Annotated in this window: 12 protein-coding genes and 2 pseudogenes; 7 read left to right on the forward strand and 7 right to left on the reverse strand. The window is 57.7% G+C overall.

The genetic code is table 11. The annotated features are described in order from the left end of the window. Positions 1-20: 20 nt before the first annotated feature. Complete coding sequence (locus tag ACTG2U_RS02470; RefSeq protein WP_302247478.1) at positions 21-1,214, reverse strand: class I SAM-dependent methyltransferase; 1,194 nt, start codon at positions 1,212-1,214, stop codon at positions 21-23. Between the two features lie 112 nt (positions 1,215-1,326). After that, positions 1,327-2,757, reverse strand: a complete 1,431-nt coding sequence (locus ACTG2U_RS02475) for a methyl-accepting chemotaxis protein (RefSeq protein WP_439973976.1) — start codon at positions 2,755-2,757, stop codon at positions 1,327-1,329. Positions 2,758-2,839: 82 nt separating this feature from the next. On the opposite strand from ACTG2U_RS02475, the gene ACTG2U_RS02480 reads away from it, so the two are divergent. Both ACTG2U_RS02480 and ACTG2U_RS02485 read left to right on the forward strand, forming a co-directional pair. Continuing rightward, on the forward strand, positions 2,840-3,112 hold the full coding sequence (locus ACTG2U_RS02480; protein ID WP_005345583.1) for an acylphosphatase: 273 nt from the start codon (positions 2,840-2,842) through the stop codon (positions 3,110-3,112). 15 nt (positions 3,113-3,127) lie between these two features. Further along, positions 3,128-3,994, forward strand: a complete 867-nt coding sequence (locus tag ACTG2U_RS02485) for a CHAD domain-containing protein (protein WP_302247480.1) — start codon at positions 3,128-3,130, stop codon at positions 3,992-3,994. Positions 3,995-4,130: 136 nt separating this feature from the next. Here the strand turns inward: ACTG2U_RS02485 and metG are convergent, their stop codons facing one another. After that, entirely contained in the window at positions 4,131-6,164 is a 2,034-nt protein-coding gene (gene metG, locus ACTG2U_RS02490; RefSeq protein ID WP_421323286.1) for a methionine--tRNA ligase, read from the reverse strand. Between the two features lie 186 nt (positions 6,165-6,350). Between metG and apbC the strand changes: the two genes are divergently transcribed. The 5 genes and pseudogenes from apbC (at position 6,351) to ACTG2U_RS02515 (ending at position 12,267) form a co-directional block, all read left to right on the forward strand. After that, on the forward strand, positions 6,351-7,433 hold the full coding sequence (gene apbC / locus ACTG2U_RS02495; RefSeq protein ID WP_005345574.1) for an iron-sulfur cluster carrier protein ApbC: 1,083 nt from the start codon (positions 6,351-6,353) through the stop codon (positions 7,431-7,433). Between the two features lie 110 nt (positions 7,434-7,543). Beyond that, the gene (gene udk / locus ACTG2U_RS02500) at positions 7,544-8,188 is read left to right on the forward strand and encodes a uridine kinase (RefSeq protein WP_005345570.1); all 645 of its coding nucleotides are present in this window, start codon (positions 7,544-7,546) and stop codon (positions 8,186-8,188) included. A gap of 63 nt (positions 8,189-8,251) precedes the next feature. After that, positions 8,252-8,833 (forward strand): dCTP deaminase, encoded by a 582-nt coding sequence (dcd, locus tag ACTG2U_RS02505; RefSeq protein ID WP_005336719.1) that lies wholly within the window; start codon positions 8,252-8,254, stop codon positions 8,831-8,833. Between the two features lie 377 nt (positions 8,834-9,210). Next, complete coding sequence (locus ACTG2U_RS02510; protein ID WP_047439689.1) at positions 9,211-10,683, forward strand: inorganic phosphate transporter; 1,473 nt, start codon at positions 9,211-9,213, stop codon at positions 10,681-10,683. A gap of 255 nt (positions 10,684-10,938) precedes the next feature. Further along, a pseudogene (locus ACTG2U_RS02515) lies at positions 10,939-12,267 on the forward strand (IS4 family transposase). On the opposite strand, the gene ACTG2U_RS02520 reads toward ACTG2U_RS02515, so the two are convergent. The 4 genes and pseudogenes from ACTG2U_RS02520 to rne all read right to left on the reverse strand — a co-directional run bounded on the left by ACTG2U_RS02520 (position 12,260) and on the right by rne (position 18,620). Beyond that, positions 12,260-13,422, reverse strand: a protein-coding gene (locus ACTG2U_RS02520) for an IS3 family transposase (protein ID WP_439973977.1) whose coding sequence is annotated in 2 segments (ribosomal slippage) — positions 12,260-13,167 and positions 13,167-13,422 — 1,164 coding nt in all. Because the reading frame shifts where the segments join, the coding sequence is not laid out codon by codon here. The pseudogene ACTG2U_RS02515 and the gene ACTG2U_RS02520 sit on opposite strands and share 8 nt — an antisense overlap. Positions 13,423-13,718: 296 nt before the next feature. After that, positions 13,719-14,753 carry an IS110 family transposase gene (locus ACTG2U_RS02525; protein ID WP_201035198.1) on the reverse strand — a complete coding sequence of 345 codons (1,035 nt, stop codon included), beginning with the start codon at positions 14,751-14,753 and terminating at the stop codon, positions 13,719-13,721. Positions 14,754-14,836: 83 nt separating this feature from the next. Further along, positions 14,837-15,411 (reverse strand): annotated as a pseudogene (locus ACTG2U_RS02530) (IS3 family transposase); the annotation flags it as partial. 116 nt (positions 15,412-15,527) lie between these two features. Then, positions 15,528-18,620, reverse strand: a complete 3,093-nt coding sequence (rne, locus tag ACTG2U_RS02535; protein ID WP_439973978.1) for a ribonuclease E — start codon at positions 18,618-18,620, stop codon at positions 15,528-15,530. Positions 18,621-18,763 lie beyond the last annotated feature (143 nt).

Genomic DNA, 18,763 nt, shown 5'->3' on the forward strand with positions numbered 1-18,763 from the left:
CAAGGGAAGATGACGGCCGATCAGCGGGCGCGCACCACCAGACCCTTGAGGTAGAAGCCTTCCGGATAGGCGGTACCGATAGGGTGATCGGAGGCCTGGGAGAGCAGCTCCAGGATCTGGGCATCGCGACCGGCATCGAGCGCCGCATCGGCAACGATCTTCTGGAACAGGCTCTGCTCCATCAGGCCGGAGCAGGAGTAGGTCAAGAGCACGCCACCCGGCGCCAGCAGCTGGAACGCCAGCATGTTGATGTCCTTGTAGCCTCGGCAGGCGCCTAGCAGCTGGGCCTTGCTCTCGGCAAACTTGGGCGGATCCAGCACGATGACATCGAACTTCTCGCCCTTCTCGCGGTATTCACGCAGCAGCTTGAATACGTCGTGACGGACAAACTGGGTGTTGCTGGTATCCAGCCCGTTCAGCTCGGCGTTCTGGCGGGCGATATCCAGCGCATTCTGGGAGAGATCGACGTTGACCACTTCCTTGGCGCCGCCCTTGAGGGCATAAACGCCAAACCCGCCGGTGTAGCAGAAGCAGTTGAGCACCCGCTTGCCTTCGGTGTACTTGGCGGCAGCCTGACGGTTGTCCCGCTGATCCAGATAGAAACCGGTTTTGTGGCCGTTGCGAATGTCTACCAGGATCTTGACGCCACCGTTCTCTTCGATGACCACCGGCTCGTTCGGGGTCTCGCCATAGATGACGCCGGTGCGCTCTTTCAGCCCTTCCTTCTTGCGTACCGCCACGTCGGAGCGCTCATAGATGCTGCACTCTGGGTAGAGGGTACGCAGTGCTTGCGTTATCAGCTCACGCTGGAACTCGGCACCGGCAGAGAGGATCTGGCACACCAGAAAATCGGCATAACGGTCGATGGTCAGACCCGGCAGGCCGTCGGATTCGGCGGCGCAGAGGCGATAGCCGGTGAGGCCCTGACGCTTGATCAGCGGATCGCGAGACTCCTGCGCATATTTGAGACGACGGATAAAGAAGTCGAGATCGACGGTCTCATCCTTGTCGAAGGTCCAGACCCGGGTACGGATCTGGGAGCTGCCTGACCAGGCGCCACGGGCGAGCCACTTGCCATCGTTGGCATAGATCTCGACGGTATCGCCGTCAATGGGGTTGCCCTGAACCCGCTCAATCCCCTTGGAGAAGATCCAGGGGTGGCGACGCAGCAGGGATTTTTCGCGGCCTTTGACGAGATAGATGGAAGCGCTCATGAATGTTTGCCGATGGTAGAAAGAAAAGGGGCCACATTCTATGTGGCCCGCAGGTAAAACTCAAACAACCCTGTGTAATGGATGGGGTTGCCCTGATCTGACACCTCTATGGTCAGAGCTTAATCCCCTTGAGTGCCAGGGTCAGCTCGCTGGCGGTGGCTTTGAGCCCTTGCGTGCCAGCCACCGAAGCGCTGGCGGACTCTTCCACCTGCGCCGCCTCATGGCGCACCTGATCCAGATTGTGGGTGATCTCGGCGGCGACCGAGCTCTGCTCTTCGCTCGAGGTGGCGATCTGGGTGCTCATCTCCAGCACCGCATCGCTGTGGTTGCTCAGCTTCTCGATATCGAGCCCCACCTCGCTGATGAGCTGCTGGCTGCTGGCGGCGCGCCCTACAGTCTTTCCCATGATCTCGTTCAGCGCCCCGGTACCGGTCTGCAGCTCTTCGATCATCTGCTGGATCTCCACCGTCGCCTGCTGGGTACGGCTGGCGAGGGTACGCACTTCATCTGCCACCACCGCAAAGCCGCGTCCCTGCTCACCGGCACGGGCCGCTTCGATGGCGGCGTTGAGGGCCAGCAGGTTGGTCTGCTGGGAGATGGCGTTGATGACGTTGACCACCTCGTTGATCCGGTTGGCGTTGTGGGTCAAGCGCTCGACCGCGCCGGAGGCGTTGCCAATCTCGTCGGCCAGGGTGCGGATCGCTTCGATGGTGCGAGCCACCCGGTTGGCGCCATTGGCTGCCTCTTCGCTCGATTGACGGGTCTGCTGCAGGGTGTCGTTGGCATTGCGCGCCACTTCGCGAATGGCGGCTGACATCTGCTCCATGGCAGTGGCCAGTGAATCCATGTGCTGGCGCTGGGAACGCGCCATGGTCTCGCCTTCGCGTGCATGGTCACGAAACTCGTCGGCGGCCAGGGTCAGCGCTTCGGCAGACTCCTCCACCAGTTTGACGATCTGGTGCTGGCGGTCGGTAAAGCGGTCGATGCTACCCGCCAGGGTGGAGAACTCGTCCCGCACCGGGAAGAAGTTGAGTCGGAAGGTGAGATCCCCGTCCGCCACGGTTTGCAGCGCCTTATTGGTGGAGTAGAGCGCACCGGAGACAAAGGTCATCATGTAGTGGATCACCAGCGCCATCAGGGCGGCCAGCGCGCCGATCAGGAGCAGGGTCGAGCCCTGACCCTCCCACATGGAGAGGTTGCCGGTATCGAGATCACCGGTGACGTAGCCCGCCTGACCCGCTGGCGCGCTAAAGAGGTAGTGCTCTCCTTGTTGCTGCAACCCGCTGCTGCCTTGCCGGGTCAGACGCAGACCAGCAGGCAACACCAGAGTGGGCTGCTGGCTGACCAGCTGCGCCGTGGTTTCGACCCGTTGTTGCAACTGCGCTACCCGCAGGGAGATCTCCTGCTGATGGCTGGCCGCCAGCATATACCAGCTGAGAAAGGCGATGATGAAGAGAGGTAACCAGAACGCGATATGGAATTTTTCACTGATGGTGAGGTGAATGAGATAGCGGTCAACCCACCGGAATTTAACTTCTTTCATAATGGAGCTGCATCCTGCAGAGATAGAGTGTCGGGCACATTATCGTCTCGGGAATTTTTTTCTTAAGCGGAAGGTGTGAGAAATGGGAGAGCAATCGTTTGTCATTCGGGTGTGGGGGCAGGTGCAGGGGGTGGGATTTCGCTATTTCACCCGCGAGCGGGCGCTGCAACTGGGTTTGCGGGGCCATGCCTACAACCTGGAGGATGGCTCGGTGGAGATCCTCATCAGCGGCCCCGCGCAGGGGGTGCAGATGATGCTGGGTTGGCTGGAACATGGCCCGCGCACCGCCCGGGTGACTCGGATGGAGTATGAGGAGGCGCTGCCGCCCACCGGTCAGGGCTTTCACACCAACTGAAGGGGCGGAGACGAGATGGACGCTGACAAGGAAGGTCTGTTGCTGACTCAGGCAACAAGCTGGGTCGCCCGTTATCAGGAGGCGGCGCGGGCGGTGCGCGAAGAGGCCAGCGAACCGGCCGTGCATGGCTACCGTATCGCGGCGCGCCGCTTGCTGGCACTGCTCGCCCTGTGGCGACCACTCACCTATCATCCCGAGCTGGAGCGGCGTCTGCTGTGTTCGGTCGGGCGGCTTTCGGCGCTGCGGGATGCGCAGGTCTACGCCGAGCGTTTTGGCAAGCCGCCTGCCAGCACGGGCAATACCCACAAATCGGCCTGTCGCGTGCCCCTGTTGTCGAGGCGACTGGCCCGCTGGCTTGCAGCGGTGGCGCAGGTGCCGGATGCGCGGGCATTGGCGTTCCTCTATCAGCAGCATCTGGCCCTGCGCCTTGATGAGGCGCAGAGCGCTCTCGATGAACCTATTCCCTGCGTTGGGAAATCTGCCAGCTCCCGTCAGCAACAGTTGCGCCGCTGGCATCGGCTGCGCCTCGAGATCAAGCAGGCCCGTTATGGCGTGGAACTGTTGCTGGATCTGGGGAGTGGGGAGCCCGGTTGGTTGAGCACTCTGACTCACTGGCAGGAGCGACTCGGCCAGTTGCAGGATTGGCGGCAATGGCGGCGGAGGTTGCGAGCAGAGCAGGGGAACACCTGCAAGCAGATGAAACTGCGACAGCAGTTGAAGGGGAAGATCACCACCCGATTGCGTCAACTGGACTGCCAGCAGGCGGAGCTGGTGGCGCTCAAACTAGCGATGCAGGCAGGCCACAACATGGATGACATGGCAAGTCGGGTGGTCAGGTATTCAGAACAAAATGTATCGCCCGCGAATCCCGGTGGTGGATAGCCCCGAGACCGCAATCTGCGGACGTCATCCGCGACCAGCATCTACAAAAACTATCAAGGCCAAACAGGTGAGACAAAAAAGAGAGGCCGTTTGGCCTCTCTTCTCTATCTGGCTGTGGTCGCAGTCAGCGATACGCTTACTTGACGCGCATACCCGGCTGGGCGCCTTCCTGCGGCTCCAGGATCCAGAGATCCTTGCCGCCCGGGCCTGCGGCCAGCACCATGCCTTCGGACATGCCGAAACGCATCTTGCGTGGCGCCAGGTTGGCCACCATCACGGTCAGCTTGCCTTCCAGATCTTCCGGGTTGTAGGCGGACTTGATACCGGCAAACACCTGACGGGTCTCGCCGCCGATATCCAGTTGCAGCTTGAGCAGCTTCTCGGCTTCCGGTACCGCTTCGGCCTTCTTGATCAGCGCGACGCGCAGGTCAATCTTGGCAAAATCGTCATAGGTGATGGTTTCGCTGATGGGGTCATCAGCCAGCGGGCCGCTCACTTTCGGTGCCTGCTCTTTGGCCAAGTCTTCCTTGGATGCCTCGATCATGGCTTCAATCTTCGCCGGCTCGATGCGTGAGAAGAGGGCTTTGAACGGTGCCACGGTGTGATCGACCAGCGGCATCTCGATGCCATCCCAGCTGAGGGTTTCGGCCAGGAAGGCTTCGGCACGCTCGGCCAGCAGCGGCATGACGGGCTTGAGGTAGGCCATCAGTACGCGGAACAGGTTGATACCGACGGAGCAAACAGCTTGCAGCTCGGCGTCAGCCCCTTCCTGCTTGGCGATGACCCAAGGAGCCTTGTCATCCACATAGCGGTTGGCCTTGTCGGCCAGCGCCATGATTTCGCGGATGGCACGGCTGAACTCGCGGCTCTCATAGGCTTCCGCAATAGCGGTACGGGCGTTGGCGAATTCGGCGTAGAGTTCGGGTTCGGCGCAGGTGGCAGCCAGCTTGCCGCCAAAACGCTTGGCGATAAAGCCGGCGTTGCGCGACGCAAGGTTAACCAGCTTGTTGACCACGTCAGCGTTGACGCGCTGCACGAAATCTTCGAGGTTCAAGTCCAGATCGTCGATGCGGCTGTTGAGCTTGGCGGCGTAGTAGTAACGCAGGCACTCCGGATCCAGGTGGTTCAGGTAGGTGGATGCCTTGATAAAGGTGCCCTTGGACTTGGACATCTTGGCGCCGTTGACGGTCACATAGCCGTGCACGTTGACCTTGGTCGGCTTGCGGAAGTTGGCACCTTCCAGCATGGACGGCCAGAACAGGCAGTGGAAGTAGGCGATGTCCTTGCCGATGAAGTGGTAGAGCTCGGCGTCGGAGTCCGCTTTCCAGTAGCTGTCAAAGTCGATGTCGCCACGCTTGTTGCACAGGTTCTTGAAAGAGGCCATGTAACCGATGGGAGCATCGAGCCAGACGTAGAAGTACTTGCCCGGGGCGCCGGGAATTTCGAAACCGAAGTAGGGGGCGTCACGGGTGATGTCCCACTGCTGCAGGCCGCTCTCGAACCACTCCTGCATCTTGTTGGCCATCTCTTCCTGAATGGCGCCGGAGCCACGTACCCACTCAGAGAGCCATTTTTCAAACTGGGGCAGGTCGAAGAAGAAGTGCTCGGAGTCCTTCATTACCGGAGTCGCGCCGGAGACGGCAGATTTCGGATCGATCAGCTCAGTCGGGCTGTAGGTGGCGCCACAGCTGTCACAGTTGTCGCCATACTGCTCCGGAGACTTGCACTTGGGGCAGGTACCCTTGACGAAACGGTCCGGCAGGAACATGGATTTTTCCGGATCGAACAGCTGGGAGATGGTGCGGCTCTTGATAAAGCCACCATTTTTCAGGCGGCCGTAGATCAACTCCGCCAGCTCGCGGTTTTCGTCGCTGTGGGTAGAGTGATAGTTGTCAAAGCTGATGTTGAACCCGGCGAAATCGGCCTGGTGCTCCTTGGAGACAGCGGCAATCATCTCTTCCGGGGTGATCCCCATCTGCTGTGCCTTGAGCATGATCGGGGTGCCGTGGGCATCATCGGCACAGATGAAGTGCACCTGATGACCGCGCATTCGCTGATAACGAACCCAGATATCGGCCTGGATATGTTCCAGCATGTGGCCAAGATGGATGGAGCCATTGGCATAGGGGAGGGCGCAGGTTATCAGCATTTTACGAGGATCAGTTGCCATATTACGTTCTTGATGTGCTTGTTGGGATGATAGAGTGCCGTGCATGTTACCCGAATTGGGGGTAGCCTGCCTAGGGTTGTGGCTATGCCAACCTTGGCAGCACCTGCCGTTACGATGGCAGGCAAGCCACTGATTTGTGTGCGGTAACCGTTCACCTCAAGATAATGACAAGATAATGAGGAGTTAATGGTGATTGATTCAGTAAAACAGATCCTCGCCGAATTTAAGCCAGCTGGCTGGCACAAGGATCTGGTGGATGCCGGATTCGTTCGCGAGATCATCAATCAGGGTCAGGGGCTTACTATCCGGCTGGTCTTGCCGTTTGCCGGTCTCTCGCTGCTCGATCAGCTCAAAGAGAACTACGATGCCAGGCTGCGTAGTGCCACCGGCGCTGCCCGTATCGACTGGGCATTGGAGATTGACGTCGCCAGCATGCCGCGGGCGCAGGGCCTCAATGCCGTGCAGGGCATTCGCAACATCATCGTGGTTGCTTCCGGCAAGGGCGGGGTAGGCAAGTCCACCACCGCAGTCAATCTGGCGCTGGCCCTGCAAAAAGAGGGGGCGCGGGTCGCTATTCTCGATGCCGATATCTATGGCCCTTCCATTCCCACCATGATGGGCACCCTCAAGGAGCGCCCGGTCAGCCATGACGGCAAGCTGATGGAGCCGGTGATGGCCTGCGGCCTCAAGAGCAACAGCATCGGCTATCTGGTCTCCGAGCAGGATGCCACCATCTGGCGTGGCCCGATGGCGAGCAAGGCGCTGGCGCAGATCCTCCATGAGACCCGCTGGGGCGAGGTGGATTATCTGGTGGTAGACATGCCGCCGGGCACTGGCGATATCCAGCTCACTATGGCTCAGCAGGTGCCTACCTCGGCGGCAGTGATCGTCACCACCCCGCAGGATGTGGCGCTGGCCGATGCCCGCAAGGGGATCGCCATGTTCAACAAGGTCAATGTGCCAGTGCTCGGTATTATCGAGAACATGAGCTACCACGTCTGCAGCGCCTGTGGTCATCATGAGCCGCTGTTTGGTACCGGTGGCGGCCAGAAGATGGCAGAGCAGTATCAAGTGGCACTGCTTGGTCAATTACCGCTGCACATCGATATCCGCCAACACATGGATGATGGCTGTCCGACGGTGTTCGGCGCACCGGAAGGAAGCCTGGCTCAGGCCTATTTGAAGCTGGCGCGCAGGGTAGGGGCTGAACTCTTTTTCAGCGCAAAACCGATTGCGACCCCCCTCTATGCCATGGCGCTGGATGAATAATCGGCGGTCGGTCACTTGAAAGGGAATTGAGGGTGGGCATGACCCACCCTTTTTTATATAATGGATCGGTTTAAACCATCCCCACTGCTCTTCTCTTTTAGGTATTTGTCATGTCTGATACTCAACATTCGTGTGTGATCATCGGTATTGCGGGCGCATCTGCGTCTGGCAAAAGTCTTATAGCCCAGACCATTTATGAAGAGCTGGTGGCCGAACTGGGCGCAGGTCAGATTGGTGTGATCACCGAAGATTGCTACTACCGTGATCAGACCCACCTGACCATGGAAGAGCGGGTCAAGACCAACTATGACCACCCCAACGCGCTGGATCACGACCTGCTGGTACAGCACCTGAGCCAGCTGGTCAAAGGTGACGCGGTTGCCATTCCCCAGTACTCCTACACCGAACACACCCGGATGAGCGAAGTGACCCCGTTTGCCCCGCGCCGGGTGATCATTCTGGAAGGGATCCTGCTGCTGACCGACAGCCGTCTGCGGGATCTGATGGATGCCTCCATCTTCATGGATACCCCGCTCGACATCTGCCTGCTGCGCCGTCTGGTGCGTGATGTGCAGGAGCGTGGCCGTACCATGGACTCCGTGCTCAAGCAGTATCAGAAGACGGTGCGTCCGATGTTCCTGCAGTTTATCGAGCCGTCCAAACAGTATGCCGATGTGATCGTGCCCCGTGGTGGCAAGAACCGCATCGCCATCGACATGCTCAAGGCGCGTATTCGCCACATGTTGATTGGTTAAGATGAAACAAGCCGGGTGATGCCCGGCTTTTTTAAAAGCACAATTTGTCAGGAGAGTCGCCCAATGCGTCTGTGTGATACCGATATTGAACGCCATCTGGATGAAGGCAAGATCGTCATTGAGCCACGGCCCGGGGTAGAGCGGATCAGTGGTGTCAGTGTCGATGTGCTGCTGGGTAACGAGTTTCGGGTGTTTCGCGATCATACCGCGCCCTATATCGACCTGAGCGGCCCGAGCAGCGAGATGGCTGATGCCATCGATCGGGTGATGAGTGACGAGATCCACATCCCCGATGGCGAAGCCTTCTACCTTCACCCGGGTCAGCTGGCGCTGGCGGTGACCTACGAATCCGTTACTCTGCCTGCCGATATCGTTGGCTGGCTGGATGGCCGCTCTTCACTGGCGCGCCTGGGTTTGATGGTGCACGTGACGGCGCACCGGATCGATCCGGGTTGGTCCGGTCGCATCGTGCTGGAGTTCTACAACGGCGGCAAATTGCCGCTGGCGCTGCGTCCGAAGATGAAGATCGGCGCCTTGAACTTCGAGATGCTCTCCGGCGTCGCGGCCCGTCCCTACAACAAGCGGGAAAATGCCAAGTACAAGAGCCAGCAGGGCGCCGTTGCCAGCCGCATCAATCAGGATTGATAACTGGCAACACGGCAACGATTCAAGGGAGCACAAGGTGCTCCCTTTTTGCATCTGGAATCAAACGGATATGGGGTTGATGGTGCTGGTCGGATGAGATTGGCGGGGCAGGGACGTTTTATCACCACTTTCGCCCGTTTTTCTGTCATAAAAACGTCATAAAAATGAAATTATTGGCTTAATTGTCAGCTATTTTTGCCCTTTCCCGCAATCATTAGCGGCTTTAATTAATCGATGGCAAGCCGCATGAGGACTGGCTCTAGGATATTTTTTCCCAAAAAGCTCTTTTTTTTTATGGCTGAAATATTTCAATGGTGGCTATGGTGTTGGCCGCCATCTGGCATAATCCGCCGCAACTCATAAACAGGCTTTTTTTTATGTTTGAAATGTTTAGTGGTTTGGGTTTGTGGTGGTCAATCGGTTTGGTATTGGCCGTTTTTTTTGTGCTTGCCTATGAATTTATCAACGGCTTTCACGATACCGCCAACGCGGTAGCAACGGTTATCTATACCAAGGCGATGCCAGCTCACCTAGCGGTCGTTGCATCGGGGATCTTCAACTTTTTTGGCGTCATGTTCGGCGGTCTGGGTGTGGCCTATGCCATTGTCCATCTGCTGCCCATCGACCTGCTGCTTGGGATGGACTCCACCCAAGGGTTGATCATGGTCTTCTCCTTGCTGTTTTCCGCCATCGTGTGGAACCTGGGCACCTGGTTCTTCGGGATCCCGGCCTCCAGTTCACATACCTTGATCGGTTCCATTCTGGGGGTAGGTGGCGCCTATGCCTGGATCACCCATAAACCGGTGACAGAAGGGATCAACGTGGGCAAAGCGATCGACATCATGCTTTCCCTCATCATCTCTCCCACCATCGGCTTCATCATCGCGGCGCTGCTGCTGCTGGCGATGAAGCGCATCTGGACCAGCAACAAGATCCACAAAACGCCGGAAGAGCGCCAGCTGGTGGATGGCAAGAAACACCCGCCGTTCTGGGCGCGTCTGACCCTGGTGGCCTCGGCCATGGGCGTCAGCTTCGTGCACGGCTCCAACGATGGCCAGAAGGGTATCGGTCTGGTGATGCTGGTGCTGATCTGTATGGCTCCAGCCTATTTCGCACTGGACATGAACAGCCGCGCCTATGATCTGGACCGGACCCAGGATGCCAACCAGCGCATCATGGAGATCTACCAGCGCAACCAGTCCGCCCTCTCTGGCGTCATCAACTTCTCTGCACCGGCAACGGCTCAGGAAGAGCTGATGACTCACTGCTCCGCCGATGGCGTGCTGCAGGCGATGGCCACCCTGGATGCCCGTCTGGGTGCCGTGCGTACTTATGATCAGATGAGCCTGACCGACCGCCGCGAAGTGCGTCGTCTGCTGCTCTGTATCGATGACACCGCCCGCAAGGCTGCCAAGCTGCCGCTGCCAGCCAAGGAGCTGACCGATCTGGCCAAATGGCGCAAGGATCTGACCGCGACCGCTGAATACGCACCGACCTGGGTGATCGTTTCCATCGCGCTGGCGCTGGGTTGCGGCACCATGGTGGGCTGGCGTCGTATCGTCCATACCGTGGGCGAGAAGATCGGCACCACCGGCATGACCTACAGCCAGGGCATTGCGGCCCAGATCACTGCTGCAACCTCCATCGGGGTCGCCAGTCTGACCGGTATGCCGGTGTCCACCACCCACATCCTCTCTTCTGCGGTGGCGGGGACCATGGTAGCCAACAAATCCGGCCTGCAGAGCCAGACCATCAAGACCATCCTGATGGCCTGGGTGCTGACCCTGCCGCTGACCATGCTGCTCTCCGGCGGCCTGTTCATCGTCAGCCACCATCTGTTTGGTGGATAATATCGCTATTTTTCTAAGGGCCTGCGGGCCCTTTTTTCATATCTGCGATTGATTTTAATATGCCAACAGACAAAATATTGTATTGAAATTATCAATAGGCGTGATACTGAACATTAACGCTTTGAATAAACTTTCGCAGAAATATCCAAAGCGCGAACACAGGAGAAAACAGTAATGCCGATCAGTTAAGGATCCATTGACCGATCCTTCTGTTGTGTGAAAATCCGAAACCCGTTGATTGGTTTCGGATTTTTTATGCTTATCGCTCATGTTCTCGATTTCCTCCACGCCAGCAATGCAGCTCAGTTTGAGTGACTCTCAGACCTCATTGCTCCCGAGCTCATCACAACGCTGCTCGCCGAAGAGGGTGTCGCGACCCTGCGTCGCCGCCGTATGCCCATGGAGCGCCTGGTCTGGGCCATCATCGGCATGGCTATCTTCCGCCACATCCCCATGACCCTGCTCGTCAATCAGCTCGATATCCTGTTGCCCGGCGACCGCCCCTTCGTTGCCCCCAGCGCCTTCCTGCAAGCTCGCCAAAAACTGGGGGACAAGAGCATCGAACGCCTGTTTCACGAAACCGCCTCTCTCTGGCACCAGCAGGCCAACCACCCCGGTTGGGCCGGGCTGCAACTGCTCGCCGTTGATGGCGTGATGTGGCGCACACCCGATACCCCGGACAATGCCGCCGCGTTCGCCAAACCTGGCACCCGGCATGGCGAGACCGCTTATCCGCAGGTGCGCATGCTTTGTCAAATGGAGCTGACCAGTCACCTGCTTGTTCAGACGGTCATGGAGAGCTGCGCCGTCAGCGAGATGGTACTGGCCGAGCAACTCATCGCACGCACGCCGGACCACTCGCTCACCCTGTTCGACAAGGGGTTTTACTCTCTCGGTCTGCTCCACGCCTGGCAAACCACTGCCAGCGAGCGGCACTGGCTGCTGCCACTCAAAAAGGGCACGTAATACGAGGTGGTGCGCAAGCTGGGGCGCCAGGATGCACTGGTCTTGCTGAAAACCAGCCCACAGGCGAGGAAGAAGTGGCCGCACCTGCCGGACACAGTGGAAGCCCGCTTGCTGACCCGAAACATTAATGGCAAGGAGCGCCAAGTATTGACCTCAATGGTCGACCCGATGCGCTTTGTGGGCGCCGATATCGTCGACTTGTATGGTCATCGTTGGGAAATCGAGTTGGGCTATCGTGAGATGAAGCACAGCCTGCAACAACACAGGCTGACCCTGCGCAGCAAGAAGGCGGCGGGGATACGGCAAGAGCTGTGGGGCGTGCTGCTGGCGTATAACCTGCTGCGCAGCCAGATGGTAAAGATGGCAGCGAGTCTGAAGGGATACACGGCGAGCCAGCTGAGTTTTCACATGGCATCGGTGTACCTCATCCATGAACTGAGCTGCATGCCGTACCTGTCACCGGGGAGTATCCCGAAGCGGGTGGAGGAGCTGGATAAGCAGGCGGGGCAGTTTGTATTACCGGAGCGAAGGGAGCGGAGTTACCCCCGCAGTGTGAAGGCGAGGCCGCAGAAGTATGCCGTGAAAAAAGCCAATAAAAACAATATAGTGGTCAACTAAATCCGGACACTTGGTTAGGCCGTTCTTCGGCTTTTGCTGGCGGTATCCCGTCATTGTGTTGATGTGGACGCCGCCAGTTGTAGTAATCCATCAGGTAATAACTGATATCCCGCTTTGCCTCCCGCACGCTCATGTATCCCATAGCCGGAACCCACTCCGTTTTAAGACTTCTGAACAATCGCTCCATCGGGGCATTATCCCAGCAGTTGCCACGCCGACTCATGCTCTGGGTCATGCGATAGCGCCACAGTCGTTGCCGAAATGCCCTACTGCCATATTGGCTGCCCTGGTCAGAGTGAAACAGCACACCAGATGGGCAACCACGCTGCTGATAGGCCATCTCCAGTGCTTTGATTGCCAATTCTGCATCAGGTTTATCAGACATCGCCCAGCCCACGACCCGCCGGGTGTGCAGGTCAAGCACCGCTGCCAGGTAATGCCAGCGTCCACCTGCCCAGACGTAGGTGATATCGCCACACCACACCTGATTGGGTTGCTGGACATCAAATTCGCGAGCCAGCAGATTGGAAATGTCCGGTCGCTCAGACTGGGCGACCTGATAACGATGAGCGCCCGGCTGTTTGGATACCAGCCCGGCTTCCTTCATCAGGTTACGTACTTTGAATCGACCAATCTGATACCCCAACTCCCGCATCATCGACATCAAGGCGCGGCTGCCTGCAGAGCTCCTGCTCTCTTTGAACAACCGGCGCAACTCACTGCGTTGCTGTATCCGCTCACGGTTAATCGCCCGTCTGCGGGCCAGATAGTCGTAAAAGCAGGATGTTGGAACATCGAAAGCGCAGCAGACCAAGGTGATGGGGGCTTGCTCCCTTAATCGGTCTATCAGCGCGTACGTGTGAACTCGTCCGCCATCAAGAGAGCAGTAGCCTTTTTTAGAATGTCCTTTTCACGTTCGAGCCGGTTGATACGGGCTTCCAGCTCCTGAATTTTTTGCTGCTCCGGAGTCAGTGCTTTGCCGATTGGGGTTGTGCCAGTTCGTTCGGATTGCAGTTGCTGAACCCAGCGGCGAAGTACGGTTTCACCGACATCCAGTGAACGGCTGGCTTCAGGGACAGAATATCCCTGGTCGAGTACCAGGGATGCGGCTTCGAGTTTGAATGCGGCAGTAAATGAGCGACGTAATCTTGTCATTGAACACCTCAGGTCATGGTGGCGACTGTACCACCTAAAATGGTGTCCGGGATGATTAGACCATATATGGACGCCCCCGGGTTGTGCAAGAACTGAACTGATACGGTTTGCGACCATATATCCGGCGTTATGATGGGATTAACTCCCTCGCCATGATGTCATCCGAGCCTTGCTTCCTTATCACTACACCGGTATATGCATACCCAGGTCTAATTCAGGCTGTTACAAGGACGGTACCCGTTTCTTCATCAGTGCCTGCAAACTCAGTAACGTAGATTTTCTAAGCAAATATCAAATTAACTTCCTGCAAAAGCTCTGTTCATACTGAAATCAACCGAGTCAGTTAGTACACGCCAGATGATCCGAGTTAACTTATTTGCCAGGGCGACAGTGGCTTTCAAGAAGCCACGCCGCAATTCAATTGCCTTAACCCATCTCCCTAAACTGTCATCCCGTTTTTGCACACAACGCATCACCGCTCGAGCGCCATGGATGATCAAGGTCCTCAAGTTACGATTACCGTTCTTGGTCATGGATGAAAGCCGTTGTTTTCCACCTGAACTGTGCTGTCGAGGGACTAAGCCACACCAAGCAGAAAGCTCACGGCCGCTGGAAAACTGGGTGGCATCAACCTCACTGACCACCGCAGCGGCAATCAGTGGCCCGACACCAGGAATGGTCAATAAGTGGTGATAGGCAACCTGCTGGCTGGACAGTTCAGCTAGTTCCTTATCCAAGACATCAATCCGTTCAGTGAGCATCTGCATATCTTCTCGTAACAGGCTCAGTAGTCGGCGAAGCGTGAAGGTTATCGTATTGTCTCCGTCTTCAAGCACTTCTGGCAGTTGTCGTTGCAGGCGTTGTAACCCGGCTGGAATAATGACTCCGTACTCGGCAAGTAATGCCCGTAGTTGGTTAGCCAGAGCGGTTCGCTGCTCAACTATGAGCTGGCGAGCACTACGTAACGCCTTGATATCTTGTTGTTCTGTAGTTTTAACTGAGACGAAGTGGATCCCTGGTCGGCAAGCTGTTTCACAAATAGCTAATGCATCGTTGGCATCATTCTTCTGGTGTCTTGCAAAGGCTTTGACATGCTGTGTGGGAATGAGCTTTACGTCATAGCCCATCGATATCAGTGCTCGTCCCCAGAAATGAGATGTTGAGCAAGCTTCCATAGCAATCAGTGTTTGCGGTGGAAACTGGCGCAACGTGTGGAGCAGTTTCTGGCGAGATATTTTACGATTCCAGGCAACAGAACCATCAGCCATCCATACACACACCTGAAAAACAGACTTAGCAATATCGATTCCAACTACTTTGATCGTGTTCATGTGGTGATCCCCCAAGTTGAACGCTGTCAGCCTAAGTATGAAACTGACCGCGCAGGGAGGGGGCGTCCATCACATCACTACACCTGACCCTGCAGCAGATAATGCAGCTTGCGAGTACCCACCCGAGGTTGTCGCAGTCGAACCTGACGCACGAAGCGCACCACCTGCAATCCCTGTGCATGGCGCTCGTCGGCGACCCGATTGCGCTTGTAGTAAGCCTGCCGGCTTATCCCCAGAAACAGGCAAGCCCTGACAATGGTCAGCCTCTCGACTTGTCGCTGCGAGAGGACTTGCCGAGTCGCTTTTTTACGATGGAGACGCCGTAGTCATTCTTCTGTACATCGACGACGGCCTTAAAGAACTGGGCCTTCTGGCTCATCAGCGCCAGCTGCTGCTCGAGTTCCTTGATGCGCTGTTCGGGCGTCTGGTTGTCGGGGTCAGGCATGGTGATGCTCCTGCCGGCGCGCACAGAAGCCCCCTGGCTCCAATCTTGCCGACCATGTTTACGCAACCATACCAGAACGGTGGAGCGGCCCTGAATGCCATAACGCACCTGAGCCTGTTTGTAGGTGAGCTCGCCTTTTTCAATCTGCTCGACCAGTGCCAGTTTAAAAGTCAGCGAGTAATCGCGCTGTGTCCGTTTCACACCTTGTCCCATCGGGTTCTCCATTTATTGGGGGGGAAAGGTGTAAACCATATTCAGGATGGGAAAAGAGAAATAAAAAAGCCACACCGGTTGGTGTGGCTTTTGTTTAGGGGGTCAACCTGGGTTGTTTAGGGGCGACCGGCCGGGCAGGTGGCCACGTTGACGGCGGCAGTGCTGCCACCATGACGACCTGATGTGCTCACTTCGTTGCGTACCAGCGGCGGGTAGTTAACCGGCTCACGAACAGGCAGGGCAGGGGCTTCGGCAGGGGTTGCCATTGGGGCGGATGCTTTGCGGGCACGAGCCAGCAGGCCAGCACCGTGAGCTACCTGTTTGGTCACGACCGGAGTCTCTTCCACCGCAACCGCAGCGACAGGAGCCGGGGCTTCGACAACAGCAACTGGCATTTCGACTGCAGCCGGTGCAGCTTCCACGACAGGAGTGCTGACAGCCGGGGCTTCTTCAACAACTGAAGCAGTTTCAACGACTTCAGTGGCAGCCATGTCGACAGCCGGAGCGGCGACAACGACAACTTCCGGCTCTGCTGGCACCACGACCTCAGCGACAGCGTCAACAACCGGGCTAGCAGTCACATCGGCTTGAGTTGCTTCAACTTGGGCAGCAGCCTGCTCGGCAGCTTCTTCAGCAACGGCTTCGACAACCACATGCTCTGTCAGTGCCGCAGAGGCTTGCAGGGCAGCTGCGACGGCTTCAGCGCTCGGGATGGTAACAACAGGCACTACCGGCTCTTCAACCTGCGCTTTGGCAATATCTGCCTGAGCTGCGGTGGTCAGAGTGGTGGTATCTTGCTGTTCTTCGTCACGCTGGCTGCGGGCATCTTCGTTGATGCGCTTGCGGCGCTGACCTTCGATACGCTGGCTGCGCGGAGTGCGGCGTGAACGGCGCTGGCCTTCACTCTGCTCTTCCTGCTCGTTACCCACGGTAGCATCGATCACTTCAGCTTGCGCGGGTACTTCGTCAACCGGCAGGGCAGGGGTGTCTGCAGCGGCGACATCGACGCGGATCTGCTTGCGCAGTTGGCGACGTTCGCGGCGCTCGGCCACTTTCTGCTCTTTTTCCTGACGTGGCTGGGCGGCAGTTGCATCGACGGTATCTACCGCTTCAACAACGACTTCGGCGCGCGGCTCACGGGGCGCACGAGGTTCACGGGCCGGACGTGGTGCACGTTCCTGGCGCGGTTCGCGAGGCTCGCGCTCCTGACGGGGTTCACGTTCCATGCGCTGTTCGCTGCGCACTTCGCCACGAGCTTCACGCTCCTGACGAGGCTCGCGCTCTTTGCGGGGACGGCGATTGCGGTTTTCACCGGCTTCGCGGTTGCCACCTTCACGCTTCTCGCCTGCTTCCGCATTGTTGCGGTTGCCACGATTGTCATCACGACGAGGACGCTGACCACGGCCACGGCCTTCTTCGCGCTGGTGACGTTGACCTTCATCCTTGCGTGCTTCACGAGCTGCAGGTTTCTCGGCGGGCGCTTTTACGTCGGCAGGGGCTGCATCGCTGCTGAACAGGCCGGTAATGCCTTTGATCAGCTTGCTGAAGAAGCCGGCTTCGGCAGGCGCCGCAGCAACGGGTGCCGCCGCTTGTTGCGGTGCAACAGGGGCCGGTTGTGCCGGTTGGGCAAAGCCTTGCAGCAGCGGTTGCTCACGCTCGATCACCTGAGCTTGCTTCGGTTGGTAGACCGGCTTGGCAATCTCGGTTTTCAGCTCGTAGCTGGCCGCTTCCGGGATCTCGTTCTGACGAATACGAGTCACTTCGTAGTGCGGGGTTTCCAGATGCTGGTTCGGAATGATGTAAACACGCACATCATTGCGCTGTTCCAGACTGGCGATGGCGGCACGCTTTTCGTTAAGCAGATAGGCGGCAACATCCACCGGCACCTGGCCGTGAACCTGCTCGGTGTTGTCCTTCATGGCCTCTTCTTCGATGAGACGCAAGATGGACAGGGCGAGAGATTCGTTGTCACGGATCACGCCTTGGCCCTGGCAACGGGGGCAGATATGGCTGCTGGACTCGTTGAGGGAGGGGCGCAGACGCTGGCGAGACATCTCCAGCAGACCGAAACGGGAGATCCGGCCCAGCTGGATGCGGGCACGATCCTGATGCACCGCTTCACGCAGACGGTTTTCCACTTCACGCTGATGGCGAACCGGGGTCATGTCGATGAAGTCGATTACGATCAGTCCCCCTAAGTCGCGCAGACGCAATTGACGAGCAATTTCGTCGGCCGCTTCCAGGTTGGTTTGCAGCGCCGTCTCTTCGATATCGCCGCCCTTGGTGGCGCGGGAGGAGTTGATATCGATGGAGGTCAGGGCTTCGGTCGGATCGATAACGATACTGCCGCCGGAGGGGAGGCGCACTTCACGTTGGAAGGCCGATTCGATCTGGCTCTCAATCTGGAAGTGGTTGAACAGGGCAACTTCACCCTTGTATAGCTTCACACGGTTGAGGAAATCGGGACGTACCAGCTCGATATGGGCCTTGGCTCGTTCGAAAATCACCGGATTGTCTATCAGGATCTCGCCCACATCGCGACGCAGATAATCACGGATAGCTCGCACGATGACGTTGCTTTCCTGGTGGATCAGCACCGGCGCAGCGCGCTCCTGGGAGGCCTTGTGGATAGAGTCCCAGTGGTTGAGCAGAACGTTCAGATCCCACACCAGCTCTTCCGGAGACTTGCCCACACCGGCGGTACGCACGATCAAGCCCATGCCTTCCGGCACGGTCAATCCACTCAGGGCTTCTTTCAGTTCAGTCCGCTCATCACCCTCGATGCGGCGGGAGATACCACCGGCACGGGGGTTGTTGGGCATCAGTACCAGGTAGCTACCTGCCAAGCTGATAAAGGTGGTGAGGGCTGCACCCTTGGTGCCACGCTCTTCCTTGTCGATCTGGACGATAACTTCCTGACCTTCACGGACCACTTCTTTGATGTTGGGACGACCCTGATAGGAGTAACCGGAGGGGAAGTAATTGCGGGCGATCTCCTTCAACGGCAGGAAACCGTGGCGCTCGGCGCCGTAGTCGACAAAAGCAGCTTCAAGACTGGGTTCTACGCGGGTGATCTTACCCTTGTAAATGTTCGCTTTCTTCTGCTCGTGTCCCGGACTTTCAATATCCAAATCGTAGAGCTGTTGTCCGTCAACCAGCGCTACGCGCAACTCCTCTTCTTGAGTTGCGTTGATAAGCATTCTTTTCATTGAGTTCTCATTATTGTGTCATTTTGATTTCCTCCATCTGGGTCCTGCCAGCGCCGGCCTCGGGTCTTCAGCATACTGGGGCAACCTCCCGGTTGGGGTATGCATGAGGCGCAAACTAAGGGCGTTCTGGTCATCACTTCTCG

It is taken from the genome of Aeromonas sp. 95A (assembly GCF_051919235.1).
Lineage (GTDB): Bacteria > Pseudomonadota > Gammaproteobacteria > Enterobacterales > Aeromonadaceae > Aeromonas > Aeromonas veronii.